Here is a 17,249-nt window from a genome sequence, read left to right as displayed (position 1 = left end):
AACACCGGTTTCATTACATGGTTATGGTCAATGTATACCGTTCCGAATTGATCACCAGCTTACTGCAGAGGACCTCCTCCCAGTCCTCGTTCATGGAAATGTCATAATGCAGCAGCAGAGGCTGCCTGGAACGCACATCCAGGAGCTGTGTCTCCCGGTCCGTAGCATAACAGATCTCCACCGTCTTTGTCGCGTGGACAATCTCTGCCCCATGACTGCGCAGCATGGCACAGATCGATCCGGTTAGATCCTCCTCCATAACAAAACCGTATTTTGTTGGAAGGTATGTCTCCTCAAGCATAACTGCCACCCCGTCGCACTTTCGGAGGCGGATGATCTGAAGGGCCAGCTCCTCCTTCTGGAGCTTCAATAGCTTCCTTACCTTCGCTTCCGGTTTCACCCGGTCCACAGACAAGATCTCTGCAGAAGCCTTCTTCCCCTCCAGCTCACACATCTGGGTAAAACTCAGCACCTTGTCGGAAATAACACGGTTCAGCTTCTTTGCTGTCACAAAGGTTCCTATCCCCTGCTTTTTCGTCACATATCCGCCTTCCGCCAGGACATCGATCGCTTTGCGCACTGTAATACGGCTTACATCGTAATATTCCACCAATTGCGTTTCTGTCATCAGCTTGTCTGCTTCTTTCAGCTCTCCGCTTAATATCTGTTGTTTTATGGCATCCGCTAACTGTTGATACATCGGGACTATTGAATTCTTGTTCATTTTTTCACCTTTATACTCAGCGTTCCTTTCTTGTTAAGCCTTTTCTTTTGTCCACAACAACACAGGCAGGCTGTCAAACAATGATTCGGAGTTTTGTCTTTGGAGCAAAAAAAGGACACATATAATATATTATATCATTATATGTGCCCTAAATCCACCAATTTTACCCAAAATGCCTTAAGCTCCGTGAATCTGGCAAATATGAGCGCTGCTACTGGGCGATAAACGCCTCCAGCGCCTTTTCATCCAACTGGGATGCCGCGTCAGACTGCATCTGGTCCCACAGTCCTTCTGCCTTGATATCCGCAAAGAAACCGCTTGCCCACTCTGCAAAGTCCTCATTGCCATAAGCCATGCACAGGCCGCAGCCCTTATCAAACTCATCGGTCGGCTCCCAGGTCAGGCTCTCCACAATAGCCAGGTCCGGGTTGGCTGCCACGGACATCGCCGCGGAAACCGCATTCATGCAGGCCAGGTCCGACTTGCCGTTCTTCACGGAAAGCAGCAGATCCGACACAAGCCCCAATTCCTGGATCTTCGCGTCCGGATACAGATGCTGGGTCATCGTAATATCTATAGACCCCATCTGGCCGCAGACTGTTACCCCTTCCAGGGTGCCGGTGAATTTCTCATTGTCCAGGTTGTCCTTCCTGGCTACATAACATTCATTGGATTTGTGGTACACATCCGTGAACAGCCAGGTCTGCTTGCGCTCATCGGTGGGACTCAAACGGGTAACGAAATAAACCTGGTTTGCCTGAAGCGCAGACATACAGCCCGTAAAATCACTTTCATAAAAATCCACGGTGACTTCACGTCCCAGATACTCGCTCAAACGTTGCGCCATCTCATACATACCGGCCACCTCAAATCCAGCCAGCACATCCTTGCCGTCCTCCACCGTATGGAAACAGAAGGTGGGGTCATTTCCGATAATGCCCACTTTCAGTTTGCCGTTTTCGATCAGGTCAGTGAAGATAGGCCCCCACTCCTTATTCTCCGCCGCCTCCGCCGAAGCTGCCCCTGTTGTGCTCTCTGCAGGTTTTTCCGCTTCAGCTGCCGCGGTCGCCGGGCCTTGTGCAGGAGTTGGCGCAGGGGCTGCCGCCGTGCCGGAGCCGCCGGAACATGCCGTCATGGACGCCGCCAGGGCGCCGGATAAAAACAGAGCTGCAAGTTTTTTGATCTTTCTCATTTTTCTCTCTCCTTTTTGGTTTATTTGCTTGAAACATTACATCCAGACTTCCCCCTGACCCTACAGCATTTTACTCAGGAAATTTTTTGTCCTCTGATGCTGGGGATTGGAAATGACATCCTTTGGATTACCCTCTTCTACTATATAACCGTCGTCCATAAAGACCAGGCGGTCTCCCACCTCACGGGCAAACCCCATCTCATGGGTCACGACCACCATGGTCATCCCCTCCTCCGCCAACTGGCGCATGATCTGAAGGACCTCCCCCACCATCTCCGGGTCCAGGGCAGAGGTGGCCTCGTCAAATAAGATCACCTCCGGGTCCATGGCAAGAGTCCGCGCGATCGCCACTCTCTGTTTCTGCCCGCCGGACAACTGCGCCGGGTACGCATCCGCCTTGCTCTCCAGCCCCACTCGCTTTAAAAGCTCCCGAGCCTTCGCGTCGGCCTCCTGCTTCGGCACCTTTTTGACCTTTCTTGGGCCAATGGTCACATTGTCAAGCACGCTTAAGTTCTCAAACAGATTGAACAACTGGAATACCATGCCGAACTTTTCACGGTACTCGTCGATCTTCATGTCTTTTCTCAGGATCGACTCCCCATGGAACAGGATATCGCCGTCCGTAGGTTTTTCCAGAAGATTTAAGCATCTCAGAAAAGTAGACTTTCCGGAGCCGGAAGGCCCGATCACCACGACCACCTGACCGCGGTCGATCTCCATATCCACACCCTTTAAGACCTCCAGGCTCCCAAAATTCTTTTTCAATCCTTTCACCTGGATAATGATATCTTTTTCATCAGTCATGCGCGTGCAGCCTCCTTTCCAGTATACCGATCAGCTTCTTCAGGATATAGGTGATAACAAAGTAGATAAACGCCGTCACGATCAAAGGCTCAAAAGCCAGAAACGTATTAGCCCTGACGGAGTTTGAGGTATAGGTCAGTTCGTGCAGGGCAATGACCGACACGATGGAAGTGTTTTTTATCAGCAGGATAAACTCATTGCAGAGGGACGGCAGGATATTCTTGATCGCCTGCGGTATGATGATATACCAGTTTGCCTCCATCTTCGACATGCCGATACACCTGGCGGCCTCCATCTGCCCCTTATTGACAGCCTGCATCCCGGCCCGGGTATGCTCTGCAATATACACAGAGCTGTTCACTGTCAGAGAGACCACTGCGGCCCAGAACTGCGGCAGGGATGTTGCGATCCCGTAATACACGATAAATATCTGGACCATGATCGGCACGCCGCGGATAAAGTTGATCCAGCCGTCTATAATGCTGCTGACGATCCTGTAATTCTGCACCCGCACCATGCCCAGGGCCACACCGACGATGGTTGCCAGGATCAGGGTCCAGAACGCCAGCGCCAGCGTAACCTTCAAACCATCCAGATAGTAAAATCCATATTTGCCTAAAAAGGAAAAATTCAATCCAAAAATCATAGAGATCACCTCACGCTATGTAGATAGCTCTTTGCTTATATGAAAATGGTCAGTCGCCGATTACTTCAATCAAATATTTGCGGATCTGCAGCCCGTCCATCTCAACAAAATAGATATTCTGCTCCCCTCCGGTCACCATCCTTCCGTCTATCACCGGGAAGATGCAGTGATTGCCAACCAGCATGGATTTTAAGTGGCCAGGTGCATTTCCCGAACAGGTCCCATAGGTGGGAAGCATGTGGGTGTGCACATAGGGGTAATCATTGGGTACCAGACGATCCAGCTGAAGTTCTATGTCCTTTTCCACACAGGGCAGCGCCTCATTTACCATAATACCCGTCGTGGTATGCTTCGTGATCACCGCCACCATGCCGTTGGTAACGCCGCTGTTCTCCACGGCTTCTTTTACCTGGTCCGTGATCCGGATCATCTCAAACTCTTTTTGTGTCATTACCTGATTCTCTATCACCTTAACCATCTCAGCCTAGCCCTCCAATCCTAAGAATCTCACTGCATTGCCTCCCAAAACAGCATCCATAACATCCTCGCGGAGCGGAAGGTTCCGGATACCAGCCAGACTCCTCACATGGCGGAACCTGGGATTGTTCGATCCAAACATCACCTTATGGGCAAAACAGTTCTGAAGCCAGTTTAAGTTCATATTCACAGAGAACAGATGCTCATAATAATTCTTCGGGGAATCCATATATACCATGGAAGTGTCCGCATACACATTGGGATATTTCATCAGCAGCATAATGGTCTCCTCCCACCACGGCCACCCCATATGCGCCAGGCAGAACCGAAGCTCCGGGTAGTTTACCGCCACGTCTTCAAACCGGATCGGTTCTGAATATTTGGCGGGCGTGTCAGGTTCCCAGCTATATCCCGCATGGAACATGACCGGTTTATTCCTTGTCCGGCAGATCTCATAGAGAGGAGCCAGGCGCGGGTCGTCCGGGTACATATGAAGACGGGACAGGTTCAGCTTCAGACCGGACAGCTTCAGCTCATCAAAAGCCCGGATCAGCTCCTCGCCGGCGTCCTCCCGCCTCGGGTCTGCCCCCGCAAATCCAATAAAATGCTCCGGGCTCTTTGCGATGATCCGGACCATCTCGTCATTGCTCACGATCGCGCGACCGGTCTCTGCCGAGTAGTCCTCCGGCAGCAGAACCACCTTATCGATCTGCGCGTCCTCAAGCAGGATCAGCTCAAAATCAACCGGATTGATCCCTGACTTATATACTCCAAACTGCTCTCTCCTGTACTGCAGGTCCTCCGGGTTTTCGTTGATCACATCAAACAGCAGCGGATGTGCATGGATATCAATAACCATATTTTTATTCTCCTTTTTAAATTATTCCTGATCAAAGATATGGATCAAAAACAGAAACGATCCTGGCGGCCCTTTCGGCCCCACTCTGCATACATTCCGGAACAGGCTTCCCATCAATCAGCGCAGAGATAAATCCGGCAAAATAGGAATCCCCGGCGCCCACCGTATTGACAACCTGCTCCACCGGCACAATATCGCAGTGATAGAACCGGCTGCCGTCATAAGCCAGAGAACCTTTTTTTCCAAAGGTGGCGATCATCAGCCTGGCGCCCATGGCATTGGCATGGCGCAAAAATTCCTTTGCCTGTTCTACGTCATCCTCAAAAGAAACCAGGCCGCAGTCAATATTCCCCAGCACTTGTTCCAGCGCCGGATGCCGCAGTTGGCTGCTGAGGTCAAAAAAGATCTCCACTCCCCGTTTCCGTATCTCCTCCAGACGCGGGATCAACCGTCCCGTAAAATCCGTATGCATCATCTCATGCGAGCAGATGAAATCAACCGCCTCATCTGAAAATTCATAATCCTGCATAATGCCGCGGACCGGTGTCCCATGGAGCCGGTCATTGTTCACCAGATATAACGGTACCTTAGGCGTTTCCCCTCCCGGTATGATCTCCAGGTGCGAGCAGTCAATGTTTCTCTTTGTAAATGCTTCCACTGACATTTTTCCATACAGATCATCTGATACCGCAGATACAATGGAAGACTTCACATCATCTCTCATATCCAGCAAATTGAACAGCACATCCACACCGTTTCCTGTCACATAACTGCGATCACCATAATCAGGATAGTAGTCGATGCATACATATCCCGCCGCAGTAAATTTCACCATCGTGGTTCCCCCTTTTCATTTTATATAATGTATCATAACGTTATATAACCATATGTTACATTCTAATATATATGCTGTGATTTGTCAAACAAAAACTTTATTTTTTATCTATATTTCACATAAAAATTTAATCCAATATTTCTGACCTGTAAGAAAAACAACAAGTGGAGATAGAAAAGGTTTGACTTTTTTATAATATGATGTTATATAATGTTATATAATCTTTAATAACCACTATGAAGGAGGATCACCATGAATGTAAAAGAGATCGTAGCTGCCATCCACACAGCAAAGCCAGAGATCACATCTGTCTATTTTGTAGGATGCGGCGCATCCCAGTCCGACCTGTATCCCGGACAGTATTTTCTGACAGCAAACGCAAAAAAGCTCAGAACCAGCCTTCACACAGCCAATGAGTTCTTATACTCCACCCCGGCTGCCGTAGGCCCCGACTCCATCGTTGTCACCTGTTCTTTAAGCGGCGGCACCCCCGAGACCGTGGCTGCTACCAAAAAAGCCATGGAACTGGGCGCTGAAGTGATCGCCGTGACCATCGACGCCGATTCCGCTCTGGCAAAAGCCGCCAAATACCAGATCATCCACGGATTTGCAAAGGACTACGCCGCAAAGATGGAGAAGATGACCAACGTGGTAGACTTAGCCTGCGAGATCCTCAATACATATGAGGGCTACGAGCACTACGGCGACATGCAGGACGGCTTCTCAAAGATCTATGACCTGATCAATGATTCCGTCAAGACCCTGCTGCCCCGGGCGCAGGCATTTGGAAAAGAATACAAAGATATGCCGATATTATATGTGATGAGTTCCGGCGCAACCGCCATGGTGGCATACTCCTTCTCCATGTTCCTGATGATGGAGATGCAGTGGGTTCCGTCCAGTTCCTTCAACTGCGGCGAGTTCTTCCACGGCCCGTTTGAGATGGCAGAAAAGGGTGTGCCGTACCTGCTGCTGATGAACGACGGCCCCACCCGCCCCATGGACGCAAGGGCCATGACCTTCCTCCAGAGATTCGACACCAAGCTGACAGTCGTGGACGCCAAGGACTTCGGCCTGTCCTCCGTCATCAAGTCCTCTGTTGTGGAGTACTTTAACCCGATGCTGCTGTGCGGCGTACTGCGCATGTATGCAGAGCAGGTGGCGTTGGAGCGGAACCATCCGTTGACTGTGAGACGGTATATGTGGAAGCTGGAGTATTGATTCGGAAAGCTAAAATTATTTCATCATAATCCAGGCATTAAACAGAAACAACCGGCAGACTGTAGGAAGCAAAGCAGTCTGTCGGTTGTTTTTAATCATATATTATTCTCTTTATTCATGAGGGGCATCATGATGGGTATATGCTGCCTAATGGTCGGACTTCACCCCCGCCCCGCACATCGTGATCAGGCAATCCTCCGCGACCCCATACTCCTCACAATAATGCAGATAAGCCGCATAGTTTGCCGCTGTGGTATGTTCGCAGTAGATTCCTTTTCCTGCCAGGACAGCTCTGGCTTCCAGTATCTTATCTTCCGGCGCATGAATGAACCGAACCTGATTCTTGTGAGCATAGGCAAGGATCTCCTCGCCGCGCGCCGGTACGCCAATGGCGATCCCCTCCGCCAACGTGGGTTTTGGCGTGACCTGCGCAGGGCAGTCCGCTCCCTTTACAGCCGCCCTCAAAATGGGATCGCAATTCTCACTCTGCACCGCTATGATCTGCGGCATACCAGGAATCGCACCGCTTTCCAGCAGATGCTCCAGGGCTTTCATGGCCCCTAAAAAGAGGGTGCCGTTTCCCACAGGGATCAGGATATGCTTCGGCATACGGCGAAGCTGCTCCATCACTTCATAAATATAAGTTTTTGTCCCCTCATAGAAAAAGGGATTGTAAACATGATTTGCATAATAGACGCCATCCCGCTCAACCTTTTCTCTGCAGACATCCGCACAATGATCGCGATTTCCCGGAACCACCGTGCACACTGCGCCATGGGCCCGGATCATATCGATCTTTTTGGGCGACGTGCCCTCCGGAACAAATATTTCGCATCGAATGCCCGCTCTGGCGGCATAAGCAGCAACGCTGTTTCCGGCATTGCCGCTGCTGTCCTGCACCACATAATCAACGCCGATATCCCGGCAGTGGGCCATCAGCACAGCGGCTCCCCGGTCCTTGAAGGAGAGTGTAGGCATGAAATAATCCATCTTCAAAAGCACATGTTCATCCAGACGTACCACCGGCGTCATTCCTTCACCCAAAGTGACCGCTCTCCAGGCATCCCCGCTTACCGCCATAAACTTCCGATAGCGGAACATACTCCATTCATCACGATCGATTCCATCTTGCGTAAACCGTGGTGGAGTAAACTCCAGTTCCCACAGGCCGCCGCAGGCGCATTTGGGCTGTAAGGTATGGACAGGCGCTTTTTTGCCGCATTTTGAACAGATATAATTCATTTTCTTATTTTCCCTCCTAATGGACTTCTATTTCTGCCACAGCCTTGGTCTCTGCCACAGCCTCGATCTCCACCAGTGCGCCGCCATGCAGCTCCCTGCTTGGCACAATGACGCGGGCAGGTTTATGGGGGCCGAAGAATGCCGCGTAAGCTTCATTTACCGTGTCCCAGTACGCCACATCCGGGATGTAGATCCGGCACATAACGACATGTTCTCTGGTAAGCCCGGCCGCTTTCAGCACCAGCTCCACATTATGAAGGGCGTCAAGCGTCTGCCGGGCGACGTCCCCGGATATGGGAGCGCCGGTCTCATGGTGCACAGGGAGCTGGCCGGAGATATACAGCATCCCGCCCGATATTACGCCAGGAACATAATGTCCCTTGTTTTCTAATTTAGATTCAATTGTGATTGCTTTCATGTCTTTTTCCTCCACAGTGTGCTGCGTTCCTGGCGGAACGTTTTTGATTTCACAGGACTCACTTTCCTATGAAATCAAAAATGACCTCGTATACAACATACAAGGTCATTTACTCTATATCTTATTCCATGGTGTACGGCATCAGGGCGATGTGACGTGCTCTCTTGATCGCAACAGTCAGTGCTCTCTGGTGCTTTGCACAGTTTCCGGTAATTCTTCTCGGAAGAATCTTACCTCTCTCGGAAACGTATCTCTTTAACTTATTTACGTCCTTGTAATCGATCACGCCGTTCTTGTCGCCGCAGAATACACAGACTTTTTTCCTTCTACGCATGCCGCCTCTCCTTACCTTAGAGCCGTCAGCTTTATCATTTCTATTGAATGCCATTGGTACTGCCTCCTTCTTCAAATAATCCGTGTCTTTCTAACCCAGCGGTGCACGCTTAGTTGAAAGGCAAACCTTCGTCTTCCACACCATCCGGAATGTTCATGAATCCGTCGCCGATCGCGCTGGTCGGAGCCGGTCTGGAGGTTGGCTGATATCCGTAACCGCCGCTCTCTCCGCCGCCGTTTCCTGCTGCGCCCTTGCTGTCTGCGAACTCCTGATCATCTACGATGATGTCTGTGGTATAAACGCGCTGACCTTCTTTGTTGGTATAGCTGCCAGTCTGAATCCGTCCGGAGACAAGCACTCTCATGCCCTGACGGAAATACTTTTCCGCAAATTCACCGGCTCTGTCAAATGCTACAATGTTGATGAAATCTGCTGTCTGCTCGCTGCCATCCTGGCTTCTGCGGCCTCTGCGGTCCACTGCAAGCGTATACCTTGCAATCGCCATGGAACGCTCTCCCTGTGAATATCTCACTTCCGGATCTCTGGTCAATCTGCCCATAAGAATTACTCTATTCATACCATCACTCTTTCTTCTCTTAAGAATCGGTCTCTATCTGCTTACTGCTCGTCCTGCTTAACGCAAAGATATCTGATAACCGGCTCCATGATACGAATGTGGGCTTCCACTTCGTTAGAGCACTCAGAATTCTCAGACTCGAACTTGATGAAGTAGTAGAAAGCTTCTTTCATCTTCTGAATCTCGTAAGCAAGTCTCTTCTTGCCCCAATCATCAACGTTTGTCACAGTACCACCGAAGCGGGTGATGTAACCCTGTACCTTCTCCAGTGCTGCTGCTCTCTCTTCATCTTCGAGTTTTGCGCTCAGAACAACTGCTAATTCGTATTTGTTCATTGCTTTACCTCCTTGTGGTCTCTGGCCCTTGACTTCAGTTTCAAGAGCAAGGAATTTATTGTGTCACGAATAATTATTCTAACAGAATTTCCAGGTAATTGCAAGCCCTATTTTCGCCATTTTTGCCTTATTTTCGCCGTTTACGACGCTCTCCCCATATTCTTCAGCCAGTCCATCCGCTTTTTAAACCACGGTATATTGCTGACGATCATGCCCACCGTGCAGATCAAGAGGATGATCGTTATGGGATGCCCGAACATTTCCAACATCGGATTGTCCTTCACCGCCGCCAGTGACACCGCCCGGCGGAAATTGGAATCCATCATCTTGCCCAGCACCAGCGCCAGGACCAGCGGGGCTGCCGGATAACCGCGCCTCCTCATCAAAAATCCCATCAGGCCGAACAGGAACATCAGTCCCACATCGAACAGCCGGTTATTGCAGGCAAATGCCCCGACCACGCACAGGACGGTGACCACCGGGAGCAGGATATTCTTCGGGACCGCGATCATTTTGCTGATCTTGGGCGCAACCCACAACCCCAGCACCAGCATGGCGATACAGGCGATAAATCCGGCGATCAGGATCGCATGGAACGAGCTTATGCTCTCCCGGATAAACATGGGCCCCGGTTTTAAGCCATGCACATAAAACACCGACAGGATGATCGCCGTCACCGCGTCGCCAGGCACCGCCAAAGTCAGCATGGGGATCAGCGCACCGCCGATACAGGCATTATTGGCAGACTCGCTCGCCACAATCCCCTCCACTGCGCCCTCGCCAAACGGCACTTCGGGCTCCTTCACAAGACGCTTCGCTTCATTATAAGAGAGGAACGCCGCTACAGGCCCGCCGGCTCCCGGCAGCGCGCCGATCACCGTTCCGATAGCAGAGGTGTACAAAGACAGCTTCCAGTGTTTCAAAACCTCTTTTAAAGAAATGCGGGTCCGCTCCATGCTCTCCACGACCTGATTCAACTGGGAATCATAGACCACGCTCAGCACCTCAGCGAATCCAAACAGACCCACCAGGGCCGGAACCGTATTGATCCCGCCTTTCAATTCATTGATGCCGAAGATCAGCCGGGGCGTACCCACCAGAGGATCCAGGCCGATCATACTGATGATCAGGCCAAGCGCGGCAGCGATCAGCCCCTTGGTATAGTTTTTGGCTGTCACGGAGCCAACCGTAGTCAGGCCAAACAGCGCCAGAAGGAAATAATCCATGGGCCGGAATTTCAGCGCGATCTCCGATACCGGTCCGGTCAAAAGCCACAGGGCCACCAGGCCGAACACGCTTCCGATAAAGGAATAGATCGTGGCATAATAAAGCGCCTGGTATGCCTTTCCCTTCTTCGACATGGGATATCCGTCCAGGGTGGTGACTACGGACGACGGAGCGCCCGGGATATTGATCAGGATCGCAGATACGGCACCGCTGAACACCCCTACCACATATACGCCCATGATCATAGCCAGCGCGTCGGTTGTCTCCCAGGTATAGGTGATCGACACCAGGAGCGCCGTCGCCATAGATACGGACAGCCCGGGGATGGAACCGACAAACAGGCCCGCCACGGAGCCTAAAAATACCAACAATATAAAATGCAAATCCACCAGTGATAACATCTCTGCCATTTTCCAAGCCTCCTATGGTAACAGTACATGCAGCATGGCGCGGAATGCCACACTGAGGAACAGGGTTGTGCCTAAAGGCACAGCCGCCAGCACCGGGATCCTGCGGACCCCCAGATACAGCATCATCGCCACCAGGAAAATGAACGTACACACTTCAAAATTCGATATAGTCAGAGACCATGACAGGATGCCGAAGGTAATATACGGGATCCTGAGCACCGCCAGAGCCAGGTAATAGATCAGGCTCATGCCAAGAACCACCAGCACCGGAATCGTTTGCTTTGCCGGAGAATCCGCCTTCTTTTCTCCGCCGGCTCCCGCAATTGCCTGAGCATCATCAGACATCTGTCTTCCAGCTCCCGCCGTAGCACCGCCACCCTGCATCGCCTTCATCCCCTGATACAGCAGGCTGAAAGACAGCGCGCCCATCAGCACCGCCACCAGTACCGGGAACAGGTACGGCGACTGGGACCAGTCTTTGATAAACGCCTGGTTATAGCCATCCAGCCCGTGCCAGAGCAGCGCGCCGCCCAGGAGCAGGAACAGGATTCCTTCCTGGACCGCATGGTTCCAAATCGATTTCTGTTTCATTCCATTCCCTCTCTTTTATCCAACAGACTGCCCGGCTGTGACACCGGGCAGTCCCTTCTTTTTGATTCTTATGATTTTCAAAGCTTCCAGATCACTCCGCCATCCGCTCAATGCCGTACTGGTCCGGGCTGTTGGGCGCCACGCCGTTGTCGTACTGCAGCCAGCAGATAACGGACTGGCATTTGTCATAAAATGCCTTGATCTCCTCGTCGGTGGTATATTTCTCATACAGCTTCTCGGCCGCGTTGGTCTCCACAAACTCCGTCCACTCCGGATCTGCAAATACTTTCTGCGCCGCATCCTTCAGCACGTCCACCACCTCTTTCGGGGTGTCGTTGTTGACGCAGAAGGTCAGCGCGGTGTACGGGATATCCAGGTATTTCTCCGCTTCCGGAACGGTCTCGGTGAAGGCCGGGATGTCCGGATAGGCTTCCATGCGCTCAGAGGAGAACACGGCAAGCGCCTTTACCTCGCCGCTCTCAATGTAGCTCTGCAGGGTAGAGATATTCGGGTTGGTGAAATCCACCTGTCCCCCGATCACGCCAAGCAGCGCTGCGTTGCCGCTGTCAAAGCTGGTCATCGCCACGTCGTAGCCCAGTTCCCCGAGGACAAGCCCCTGGTTGTGGCCGCTGCCGCCAGGTCCGGAATGGGACATGGTGATCTTGCCCGGGTTCGCCTTGATATCGTCTAAAAGCTCCTGAAGGGTATTGTATTTAGAGTCCTTTCCTACTACAACTACCTTGGGATCGCCCACAAGCGGCGCCACGATGGTAAAATCATCATAGCCCAGCTCGCTGGTCCCCATGGTCCGGTAGGTTCCCATGGTCTCTGCGCACACTAACAGGGTATAACCGTCGGACGCCTGGTCCTTCACATACTGGGAACCGATGCTGCCGGACGCGCCGCCCTGATTGGTCACTGTGATCGGCTGACCAAGCTGCTTCTCCAAAAGCGCCGCCAGGGTCCTGCCGTATACGTCGGTGGTGCCGCCCGCGCCATAAGGAATGATCATATTGATCGGTTTATTCGGATAATCTGTCGCTGCTGCAGCCTCTGTAGTCTCTGCCGCATCACCTTTTGCCGCCCCGGCGCTGTCCGCTGCCTCGCTGCTCCCCGCCGCAGTCTCTGATGCACTCTCCGTCGTCTGAGCCGTGGTGCCCGCCGGTGCCTTGGATGTGGTTGATACGCTGCATCCTGCCATTGTCAGTGCCATGGCCGCCGCCATGACGATCGCAATTTTCTTTTTCATAATGTTTGTGCCTTCCCTTTTACTTTTCTTAAATAGATTTTAATCTCCGCTCACGGTAATCAGGCCCTACCCATTCCGCTTGCTAGCGCCCATTATATCACAACTGTTTTTCTGCATCAACCCTTTTTTACTTTAAACTGATAAAGTAATGCAAAAACTTAAAATCCTCCATTGAAAATAGTCCTCTGCTCTGTTATACTTTCTGAAGATTTTATTTACCTGATCCATTCAGCTACCACCGGAGGCATTTATGCAGAAAGAAAAAACCAACATCGTACTCTGCGGCTTTATGAGCAGCGGTAAGACCACCATCGGCAAGCCGCTGGCAAAAGCCCTTGGTTACACATTTGTGGATACGGACCGGCTTCTGGTCTCCACCTTTGGCAAGACCATCCCCCAGATGTTTGCAGAAGGCGGAGAGCCGTATTTCCGCGACCGGGAGCATGAGACCGCACAGATGGCTGCCGCCATGGAACATACGGTGATCTCCACCGGCGGCGGGATGATGGTCTTCCCCCGCAATGCCCGGGTCCTTGCCGAAACCGGGATTGTCATCTATATCCACCAGGACTTTGCCACCTGCTACCGCCGGATCATGAGCCAGCCGGACCGCCCGCTGGTCAAGAACAACACCAGGGAAGACTTATACCGCATGTACTCCTCCCGGATCGCGGCTTACAAAAAATACGCCTCCTTCACGCTGGAAAATCACGGCAGCGTGAAGGAGGCGGTAGAGACGATCATGAATTTTTTGTAAGGTTTCTGGTGTTTTTCTCAACCATTTTGCGCTCCACCATCACCTGATGCCCGCAGCCCTTGCACTGCAGCCTGAAATCCGCTCCTACCCGCAGGATCTCCCACTCATGGCTTCCGCAGGGGTGGGGCTTTTTTAGTTTTACAACATCACCAACCTCATAATTCCATTTCCGTTCCATAAGGCAGTTCCTTTCGTTTTAAAGTTCCCTTCACATTAAGCAAGCAATCCTTCATCTTCCCCCAGTATCCCGTCGATCGCAGCAAGCTCAGCTTCCGTAAATGCAAGATTCCCCAGGGCCGCCACATTGTCCTCAAGCTGCTTCGCACTGCTTGCGCCAATGAGCACGCTGGTCACTTCGGGCCGGCGCAGCACCCATGCCAGGGCCATCTGTGCCAGGCTCTGCCCCCGCTCCAGGGCCATCTCATTTAAACGCCGGATCTTTTCCATACGCTCCCCAGACAGATAACGGCCGCCTACGGTGGTGCCGCTCCGGGACGCCCGGGAACCTTCCGGGATGCCCTTTAGATACTTATCCGTCAGCGCCCCCTGAGCCAGCGGGCTGTAAGCGATACAGCCGACGCCCTCTCTGCCCAGCACATCCAAAAGCCCGTCCTCCACCCAACGCTCAAACATATTATAGCGCGGCTGGTGGATCAGACAGGGCGTCCCATTGGCGCGCAGGATATCGATCGCTTTTTTTGCCTCCGCAGCGCCGTAATTGGAGATTCCCACGTACAGCGCCTTTCCCTGCCGCACCATGTCCGAGAGAGCTCCCATGCTCTCCTCCAGGGGCGTCTCCGGGTCCGGACGGTGATGGTAGAAAATATCCACGTAATCCAGCTGCAGACGTTTTAAGCTGGCGTCCAGGCTGGAGAACAGGTATTTGCGGGAACCCCAGTTGCCATACGGCCCCGGCCAGAAATCATAACCAGCCTTGGTGGAGATGACCATCTGCTCCCGGTACTGTCTCATATCGTCGTGCAGGATCTTTCCAAAGTTGGTCTCCGCCAGCCCGCGGGCAGGATGCCCGTAGTTATTGGCCAGATCAAAATGGGTGATCCCCAGGTCAAACGCCTTAAAGATAATCTGCCTCTGCTCCTCCAGCGGCTTTTCCTGCCCAAAATTCTGCCACAGCCCCAGCGATACCAGCGGAAGCAGGAGCCCGCTTTGCCCGCACCGCCTGTACTGCATATTGTCATATCGTCCTTCATTTGCCTGAAACATCTGTATCGTCCTCCTTTTGTCCTGATCCGGTCTCTGCTTGAACCGGCACGCTCTGCTTCATCCGGCAGTTCTGCGTGATCCGCGCCCCGGCTTAATTCGTCACTCTCTGCTTGTTCTGCACTCTCTATTTAATCCGGTATGATCTGCGCAAATACCTCGCCGATCTTCCCGCTGATCACCAGATCCGCTCTGTCATCCAGCGGCGTCACCGATTTATTGATCAGTACCAGCTTGTTGCCCTGATAATAATCGATCAGCCCCGCTGCCGGATACACGGTCAGAGAGGTTCCGCCGATGATCAATACGTCCGCATGGCGGATCGCGGATACAGCCATCTGGAGCACTCCCTGATCCAGCCCCTCCTCGTAGAGCACCACATCCGGTTTGATGACCCCGCCGCACTCACAGTGGGGGACACCGTCCATCTCCATGATCTCTTTAAGGCTGTAGAACTTCCCGCACCGGGTACAGTAATTCCTATGTACGGAGCCGTGCAGCTCCAACACATTTTTGCTGCCTGCCGCCTGATGAAGGCCGTCGATATTCTGGGTGATCACCGCCCGCAGCTTCCCGCTCTGCTCAAGCCTCGCCAGCGCCAGATGCGCGGCATTGGGCGCCGCATCCGGAAACAGCATCCTGTTTTTATAAAACCGGTAAAACTCCTCCGGGTTGCGGCGGTAAAAGCTGTGGCTGATGATCGTCTCCGGCGGATAGTCGTACTGCTGGTTATATAGTCCGTCCACACTCCGAAAGTCTGGGATGCCGCTCTCCGTGGACACTCCCGCGCCGCCAAAAAACACAATATTACCTCTTTCCCCGATCCATGACTTTAACTGCTCTACTCCATCCATATCCCCGCTCCTTCCGCCTCAGACCACTTCGTCTAAAAATACATGTTTTAAAGTCTCTATTTTATCTTCAAAGGGTTTAGCCGCTTCCGGTACATTATATCCGAATAACCAGGAAGTCAGCTCTGTAATGGTCAGGCGCAGATCCGCCTCTGACCGCTCCGCGCCAGATTTCTCCTGCTCCGAACCGGCCCGCTCCATCCAGGAGCTCTCCCGCTCCAGATGCCACAGCCACACCCCCTGGTTCTCCGGCAGCAGCGGGTCCTCCAGATACAGCCGCAGGGTCAGCTCATCTTCCTTTGCCTGCTGCTTCAAATGGACCGCTTTCACAAACTGCTCCGGCGTAATGATCCGCGCCATGATGGCTGGCTTCGGCTCTGCCGCCTCCCGAACGTAAGGGGCCTCGCAGTAGAGAAGCCTCTGCTCTTTATCCGTCCACCCCCATGTGGCCTGGACGCCGATCATGGCATCCTGATCATAAAGCACGTCAAACGTACCGTTCTCGCTGACGATCTCCTCCATCAGCCGGAGCAGATATCTGTCGTCGCGGACTGCAAATACCTGATACCGCCGCTCCAGCCACCGGTTCATCCAGTCTGCCAGCCACTCCAGATACCGCCGTTTCCCGGCAGTATCCCGCCAGGGCGTGACGGACGATTCGTACCTCACCGCACCGCTGTTCATGCCCGCATGACGGTTCTCGTCCACACGACTATCCTTCACCGCGCCTCTTCCTTCATCCGCCCAATGGTTCTCCGCCGCGCCCCCGCGCTCATCCACCCCAAGCAGCGGCCGCCGTGTCAGCCCATCCTCATTTACCAGCTCCCACTCAGGCTGTCGGAAAATATACGTGAAACCAAAAGGACGGTAGATCGCCTCCGCCGCAGGCATCAGATAGCAAAACGGCATCTGTTCCTCCCGCAGATCCGCCATCATCCGCTCCAGCAGGCGGCGCATATAGCCCTGGTGCCGCTTCTCCTTCCGGGTTGCCACACCCACCAGGTAGTCCACCCGCCACCGGCGTCCGCCTGCCTGTAAAAGGTACGGATTCATCTGCACCATGGCCTGAATCTGCCCGTCCTCCACAGCAGCAAGGATCCGGTTGTCCCTCGTTTTCTCCCGGTAATAATAGTCGTCAAAGCTTTTGGAATCCTCAGGGAAGGCTTCCTCCCACAGATCCCGGCTCAAGTTCTTCTCTTTTGCAGTAAGATATTTAAGCATCACCGACCCCGCCTCTCTTTACTTGTTTCAATCCACGCTCGGTAATTTCACAGAGTAC

21 protein-coding genes are annotated in these 17,249 nt (G+C 52.7%); 2 read left to right on the top strand and 19 right to left on the bottom strand.

Translation table 11 applies throughout. The annotated features are described in order from the left end of the window. Positions 1–13: 13 nt before the first annotated feature. The 7 genes from AB1I67_RS05285 to AB1I67_RS05255 all read right to left on the bottom strand — a co-directional run bounded on the left by AB1I67_RS05285 (position 14) and on the right by AB1I67_RS05255 (position 5,537). Positions 14–724, bottom strand: a complete 711-nt coding sequence (locus AB1I67_RS05285) for a GntR family transcriptional regulator (RefSeq protein ID WP_367028757.1) — start codon at positions 722–724, stop codon at positions 14–16. A gap of 211 nt (positions 725–935) precedes the next feature. Further along, positions 936–1,916: a transporter substrate-binding domain-containing protein gene (locus tag AB1I67_RS05280; RefSeq protein WP_367028756.1), complete on the bottom strand. Its 981-nt coding sequence runs from the start codon at positions 1,914–1,916 to the stop codon at positions 936–938. A gap of 60 nt (positions 1,917–1,976) precedes the next feature. Next, positions 1,977–2,699 (bottom strand): amino acid ABC transporter ATP-binding protein, encoded by a 723-nt coding sequence (locus AB1I67_RS05275; protein WP_367029161.1) that lies wholly within the window; start codon positions 2,697–2,699, stop codon positions 1,977–1,979. A gap of 13 nt (positions 2,700–2,712) precedes the next feature. After that, the gene (locus AB1I67_RS05270) at positions 2,713–3,366 is read right to left on the bottom strand and encodes an amino acid ABC transporter permease (RefSeq protein ID WP_367028755.1); all 654 of its coding nucleotides are present in this window, start codon (positions 3,364–3,366) and stop codon (positions 2,713–2,715) included. A gap of 49 nt (positions 3,367–3,415) precedes the next feature. After that, entirely contained in the window at positions 3,416–3,844 is a 429-nt protein-coding gene (locus AB1I67_RS05265) for a secondary thiamine-phosphate synthase enzyme YjbQ (RefSeq protein ID WP_367028754.1), read from the bottom strand. Positions 3,845–3,850: 6 nt separating this feature from the next. After that, positions 3,851–4,702 carry an amidohydrolase family protein gene (locus AB1I67_RS05260; protein ID WP_367028753.1) on the bottom strand — a complete coding sequence of 284 codons (852 nt, stop codon included), beginning with the start codon at positions 4,700–4,702 and terminating at the stop codon, positions 3,851–3,853. Positions 4,703–4,733: 31 nt separating this feature from the next. Continuing rightward, positions 4,734–5,537, bottom strand: a complete 804-nt coding sequence (locus tag AB1I67_RS05255; RefSeq protein WP_367028752.1) for a PfkB family carbohydrate kinase — start codon at positions 5,535–5,537, stop codon at positions 4,734–4,736. Positions 5,538–5,789: 252 nt separating this feature from the next. Between AB1I67_RS05255 and AB1I67_RS05250 the strand changes: the two genes are divergently transcribed. Beyond that, positions 5,790–6,758: an SIS domain-containing protein gene (locus AB1I67_RS05250; RefSeq protein ID WP_367028751.1), complete on the top strand. Its 969-nt coding sequence runs from the start codon at positions 5,790–5,792 to the stop codon at positions 6,756–6,758. Positions 6,759–6,905: 147 nt separating this feature from the next. On the opposite strand, the gene AB1I67_RS05245 is transcribed toward AB1I67_RS05250, so the two are convergent. From AB1I67_RS05245 to AB1I67_RS05210, 8 genes are all read right to left on the bottom strand, one after another. Then, positions 6,906–8,000: a threonine synthase gene (locus AB1I67_RS05245; protein ID WP_367028750.1), complete on the bottom strand. Its 1,095-nt coding sequence runs from the start codon at positions 7,998–8,000 to the stop codon at positions 6,906–6,908. A gap of 16 nt (positions 8,001–8,016) precedes the next feature. Further along, positions 8,017–8,418 carry a RidA family protein gene (locus AB1I67_RS05240; protein WP_367028749.1) on the bottom strand — a complete coding sequence of 134 codons (402 nt, stop codon included), beginning with the start codon at positions 8,416–8,418 and terminating at the stop codon, positions 8,017–8,019. Positions 8,419–8,539: 121 nt separating this feature from the next. Next, complete coding sequence (gene rpsR / locus AB1I67_RS05235) at positions 8,540–8,806, bottom strand: 30S ribosomal protein S18 (protein WP_367028748.1); 267 nt, start codon at positions 8,804–8,806, stop codon at positions 8,540–8,542. 55 nt (positions 8,807–8,861) lie between these two features. Then, on the bottom strand, positions 8,862–9,329 hold the full coding sequence (locus AB1I67_RS05230) for a single-stranded DNA-binding protein (RefSeq protein WP_367028747.1): 468 nt from the start codon (positions 9,327–9,329) through the stop codon (positions 8,862–8,864). A gap of 41 nt (positions 9,330–9,370) precedes the next feature. Next, positions 9,371–9,664, bottom strand: coding sequence for a 30S ribosomal protein S6 (gene rpsF, locus AB1I67_RS05225; protein ID WP_367028746.1), 294 nt, complete (start codon positions 9,662–9,664; stop codon positions 9,371–9,373). Between the two features lie 140 nt (positions 9,665–9,804). After that, on the bottom strand, positions 9,805–11,301 hold the full coding sequence (locus AB1I67_RS05220; RefSeq protein ID WP_367028745.1) for a tripartite tricarboxylate transporter permease: 1,497 nt from the start codon (positions 11,299–11,301) through the stop codon (positions 9,805–9,807). Between the two features lie 12 nt (positions 11,302–11,313). Continuing rightward, positions 11,314–11,892 (bottom strand): tripartite tricarboxylate transporter TctB family protein, encoded by a 579-nt coding sequence (locus tag AB1I67_RS05215; protein ID WP_367028744.1) that lies wholly within the window; start codon positions 11,890–11,892, stop codon positions 11,314–11,316. A 91-nt stretch (positions 11,893–11,983) separates the two neighbouring features. After that, positions 11,984–13,141 carry a tripartite tricarboxylate transporter substrate binding protein gene (locus AB1I67_RS05210; RefSeq protein ID WP_367028743.1) on the bottom strand — a complete coding sequence of 386 codons (1,158 nt, stop codon included), beginning with the start codon at positions 13,139–13,141 and terminating at the stop codon, positions 11,984–11,986. 250 nt (positions 13,142–13,391) lie between these two features. On the opposite strand from AB1I67_RS05210, the gene AB1I67_RS05205 reads away from it, so the two are divergent. Further along, the gene (locus AB1I67_RS05205) at positions 13,392–13,898 is read left to right on the top strand and encodes a shikimate kinase (protein WP_367028742.1); all 507 of its coding nucleotides are present in this window, start codon (positions 13,392–13,394) and stop codon (positions 13,896–13,898) included. Here the strand turns inward: AB1I67_RS05205 and AB1I67_RS05200 are convergent. The 4 genes from AB1I67_RS05200 to AB1I67_RS05185 all read right to left on the bottom strand — a co-directional run bounded on the left by AB1I67_RS05200 (position 13,882) and on the right by AB1I67_RS05185 (position 17,191). Further along, positions 13,882–14,076 carry a DUF951 domain-containing protein gene (locus tag AB1I67_RS05200; protein ID WP_367028741.1) on the bottom strand — a complete coding sequence of 65 codons (195 nt, stop codon included), beginning with the start codon at positions 14,074–14,076 and terminating at the stop codon, positions 13,882–13,884. The genes AB1I67_RS05205 and AB1I67_RS05200 overlap by 17 nt on opposite strands. A 35-nt stretch (positions 14,077–14,111) precedes the next feature. Next, complete coding sequence (gene mgrA, locus AB1I67_RS05195) at positions 14,112–15,122, bottom strand: L-glyceraldehyde 3-phosphate reductase (protein ID WP_367028740.1); 1,011 nt, start codon at positions 15,120–15,122, stop codon at positions 14,112–14,114. A 128-nt stretch (positions 15,123–15,250) separates the two neighbouring features. After that, positions 15,251–15,973, bottom strand: a complete 723-nt coding sequence (locus AB1I67_RS05190; protein ID WP_367028739.1) for an NAD-dependent protein deacylase — start codon at positions 15,971–15,973, stop codon at positions 15,251–15,253. 18 nt (positions 15,974–15,991) lie between these two features. Beyond that, the gene (locus AB1I67_RS05185) at positions 15,992–17,191 is read right to left on the bottom strand and encodes a GNAT family N-acetyltransferase (protein ID WP_367028738.1); all 1,200 of its coding nucleotides are present in this window, start codon (positions 17,189–17,191) and stop codon (positions 15,992–15,994) included. Positions 17,192–17,249: the final 58 nt, after the last annotated feature.

Source organism: Clostridium sp. AN503, assembly GCF_040719375.1.
GTDB lineage: Bacteria > Bacillota > Clostridia > Lachnospirales > Lachnospiraceae > Brotaphodocola.
The sequence above is the reverse complement of the archived record's forward strand: the minus strand, read 5'-3'. Positions and strand labels throughout refer to the sequence as shown.

Bases quoted from the DNA above. Each gene is read 5' to 3' on its own strand.
- AB1I67_RS05285 (WP_367028757.1), bottom strand. From the start codon at position 724: ATGAACAAGAATTCAATAGTCCCGATGTATCAACAGTTAGCGGATGCC.
- AB1I67_RS05280 (WP_367028756.1), bottom strand. From the start codon at position 1,916: ATGAGAAAGATCAAAAAACTTGCAGCTCTGTTTTTATCCGGCGCCCTG.
- AB1I67_RS05270 (WP_367028755.1), bottom strand. From the start codon at position 3,366: ATGATTTTTGGATTGAATTTTTCCTTTTTAGGCAAATATGGATTTTAC.
- AB1I67_RS05265 (WP_367028754.1), bottom strand. From the start codon at position 3,844: ATGGTTAAGGTGATAGAGAATCAGGTAATGACACAAAAAGAGTTTGAG.
- AB1I67_RS05260 (WP_367028753.1), bottom strand. From the start codon at position 4,702: ATGGTTATTGATATCCATGCACATCCGCTGCTGTTTGATGTGATCAAC.
- AB1I67_RS05255 (WP_367028752.1), bottom strand. From the start codon at position 5,537: ATGGTGAAATTTACTGCGGCGGGATATGTATGCATCGACTACTATCCT.
- AB1I67_RS05250 (WP_367028751.1), top strand. From the start codon at position 5,790: ATGAATGTAAAAGAGATCGTAGCTGCCATCCACACAGCAAAGCCAGAG.
- AB1I67_RS05245 (WP_367028750.1), bottom strand. From the start codon at position 8,000: ATGAATTATATCTGTTCAAAATGCGGCAAAAAAGCGCCTGTCCATACC.
- AB1I67_RS05240 (WP_367028749.1), bottom strand. From the start codon at position 8,418: ATGAAAGCAATCACAATTGAATCTAAATTAGAAAACAAGGGACATTAT.
- rpsR (WP_367028748.1), bottom strand. From the start codon at position 8,806: ATGGCATTCAATAGAAATGATAAAGCTGACGGCTCTAAGGTAAGGAGA.
- AB1I67_RS05230 (WP_367028747.1), bottom strand. From the start codon at position 9,329: ATGAATAGAGTAATTCTTATGGGCAGATTGACCAGAGATCCGGAAGTG.
- rpsF (WP_367028746.1), bottom strand. From the start codon at position 9,664: ATGAACAAATACGAATTAGCAGTTGTTCTGAGCGCAAAACTCGAAGAT.
- AB1I67_RS05220 (WP_367028745.1), bottom strand. From the start codon at position 11,301: ATGGCAGAGATGTTATCACTGGTGGATTTGCATTTTATATTGTTGGTA.
- AB1I67_RS05215 (WP_367028744.1), bottom strand. From the start codon at position 11,892: ATGAAACAGAAATCGATTTGGAACCATGCGGTCCAGGAAGGAATCCTG.
- AB1I67_RS05210 (WP_367028743.1), bottom strand. From the start codon at position 13,141: ATGAAAAAGAAAATTGCGATCGTCATGGCGGCGGCCATGGCACTGACA.
- AB1I67_RS05205 (WP_367028742.1), top strand. From the start codon at position 13,392: ATGCAGAAAGAAAAAACCAACATCGTACTCTGCGGCTTTATGAGCAGC.
- AB1I67_RS05200 (WP_367028741.1), bottom strand. From the start codon at position 14,076: ATGGAACGGAAATGGAATTATGAGGTTGGTGATGTTGTAAAACTAAAA.
- mgrA (WP_367028740.1), bottom strand. From the start codon at position 15,122: ATGTTTCAGGCAAATGAAGGACGATATGACAATATGCAGTACAGGCGG.
- AB1I67_RS05190 (WP_367028739.1), bottom strand. From the start codon at position 15,973: ATGGATGGAGTAGAGCAGTTAAAGTCATGGATCGGGGAAAGAGGTAAT.
- AB1I67_RS05185 (WP_367028738.1), bottom strand. From the start codon at position 17,191: ATGCTTAAATATCTTACTGCAAAAGAGAAGAACTTGAGCCGGGATCTG.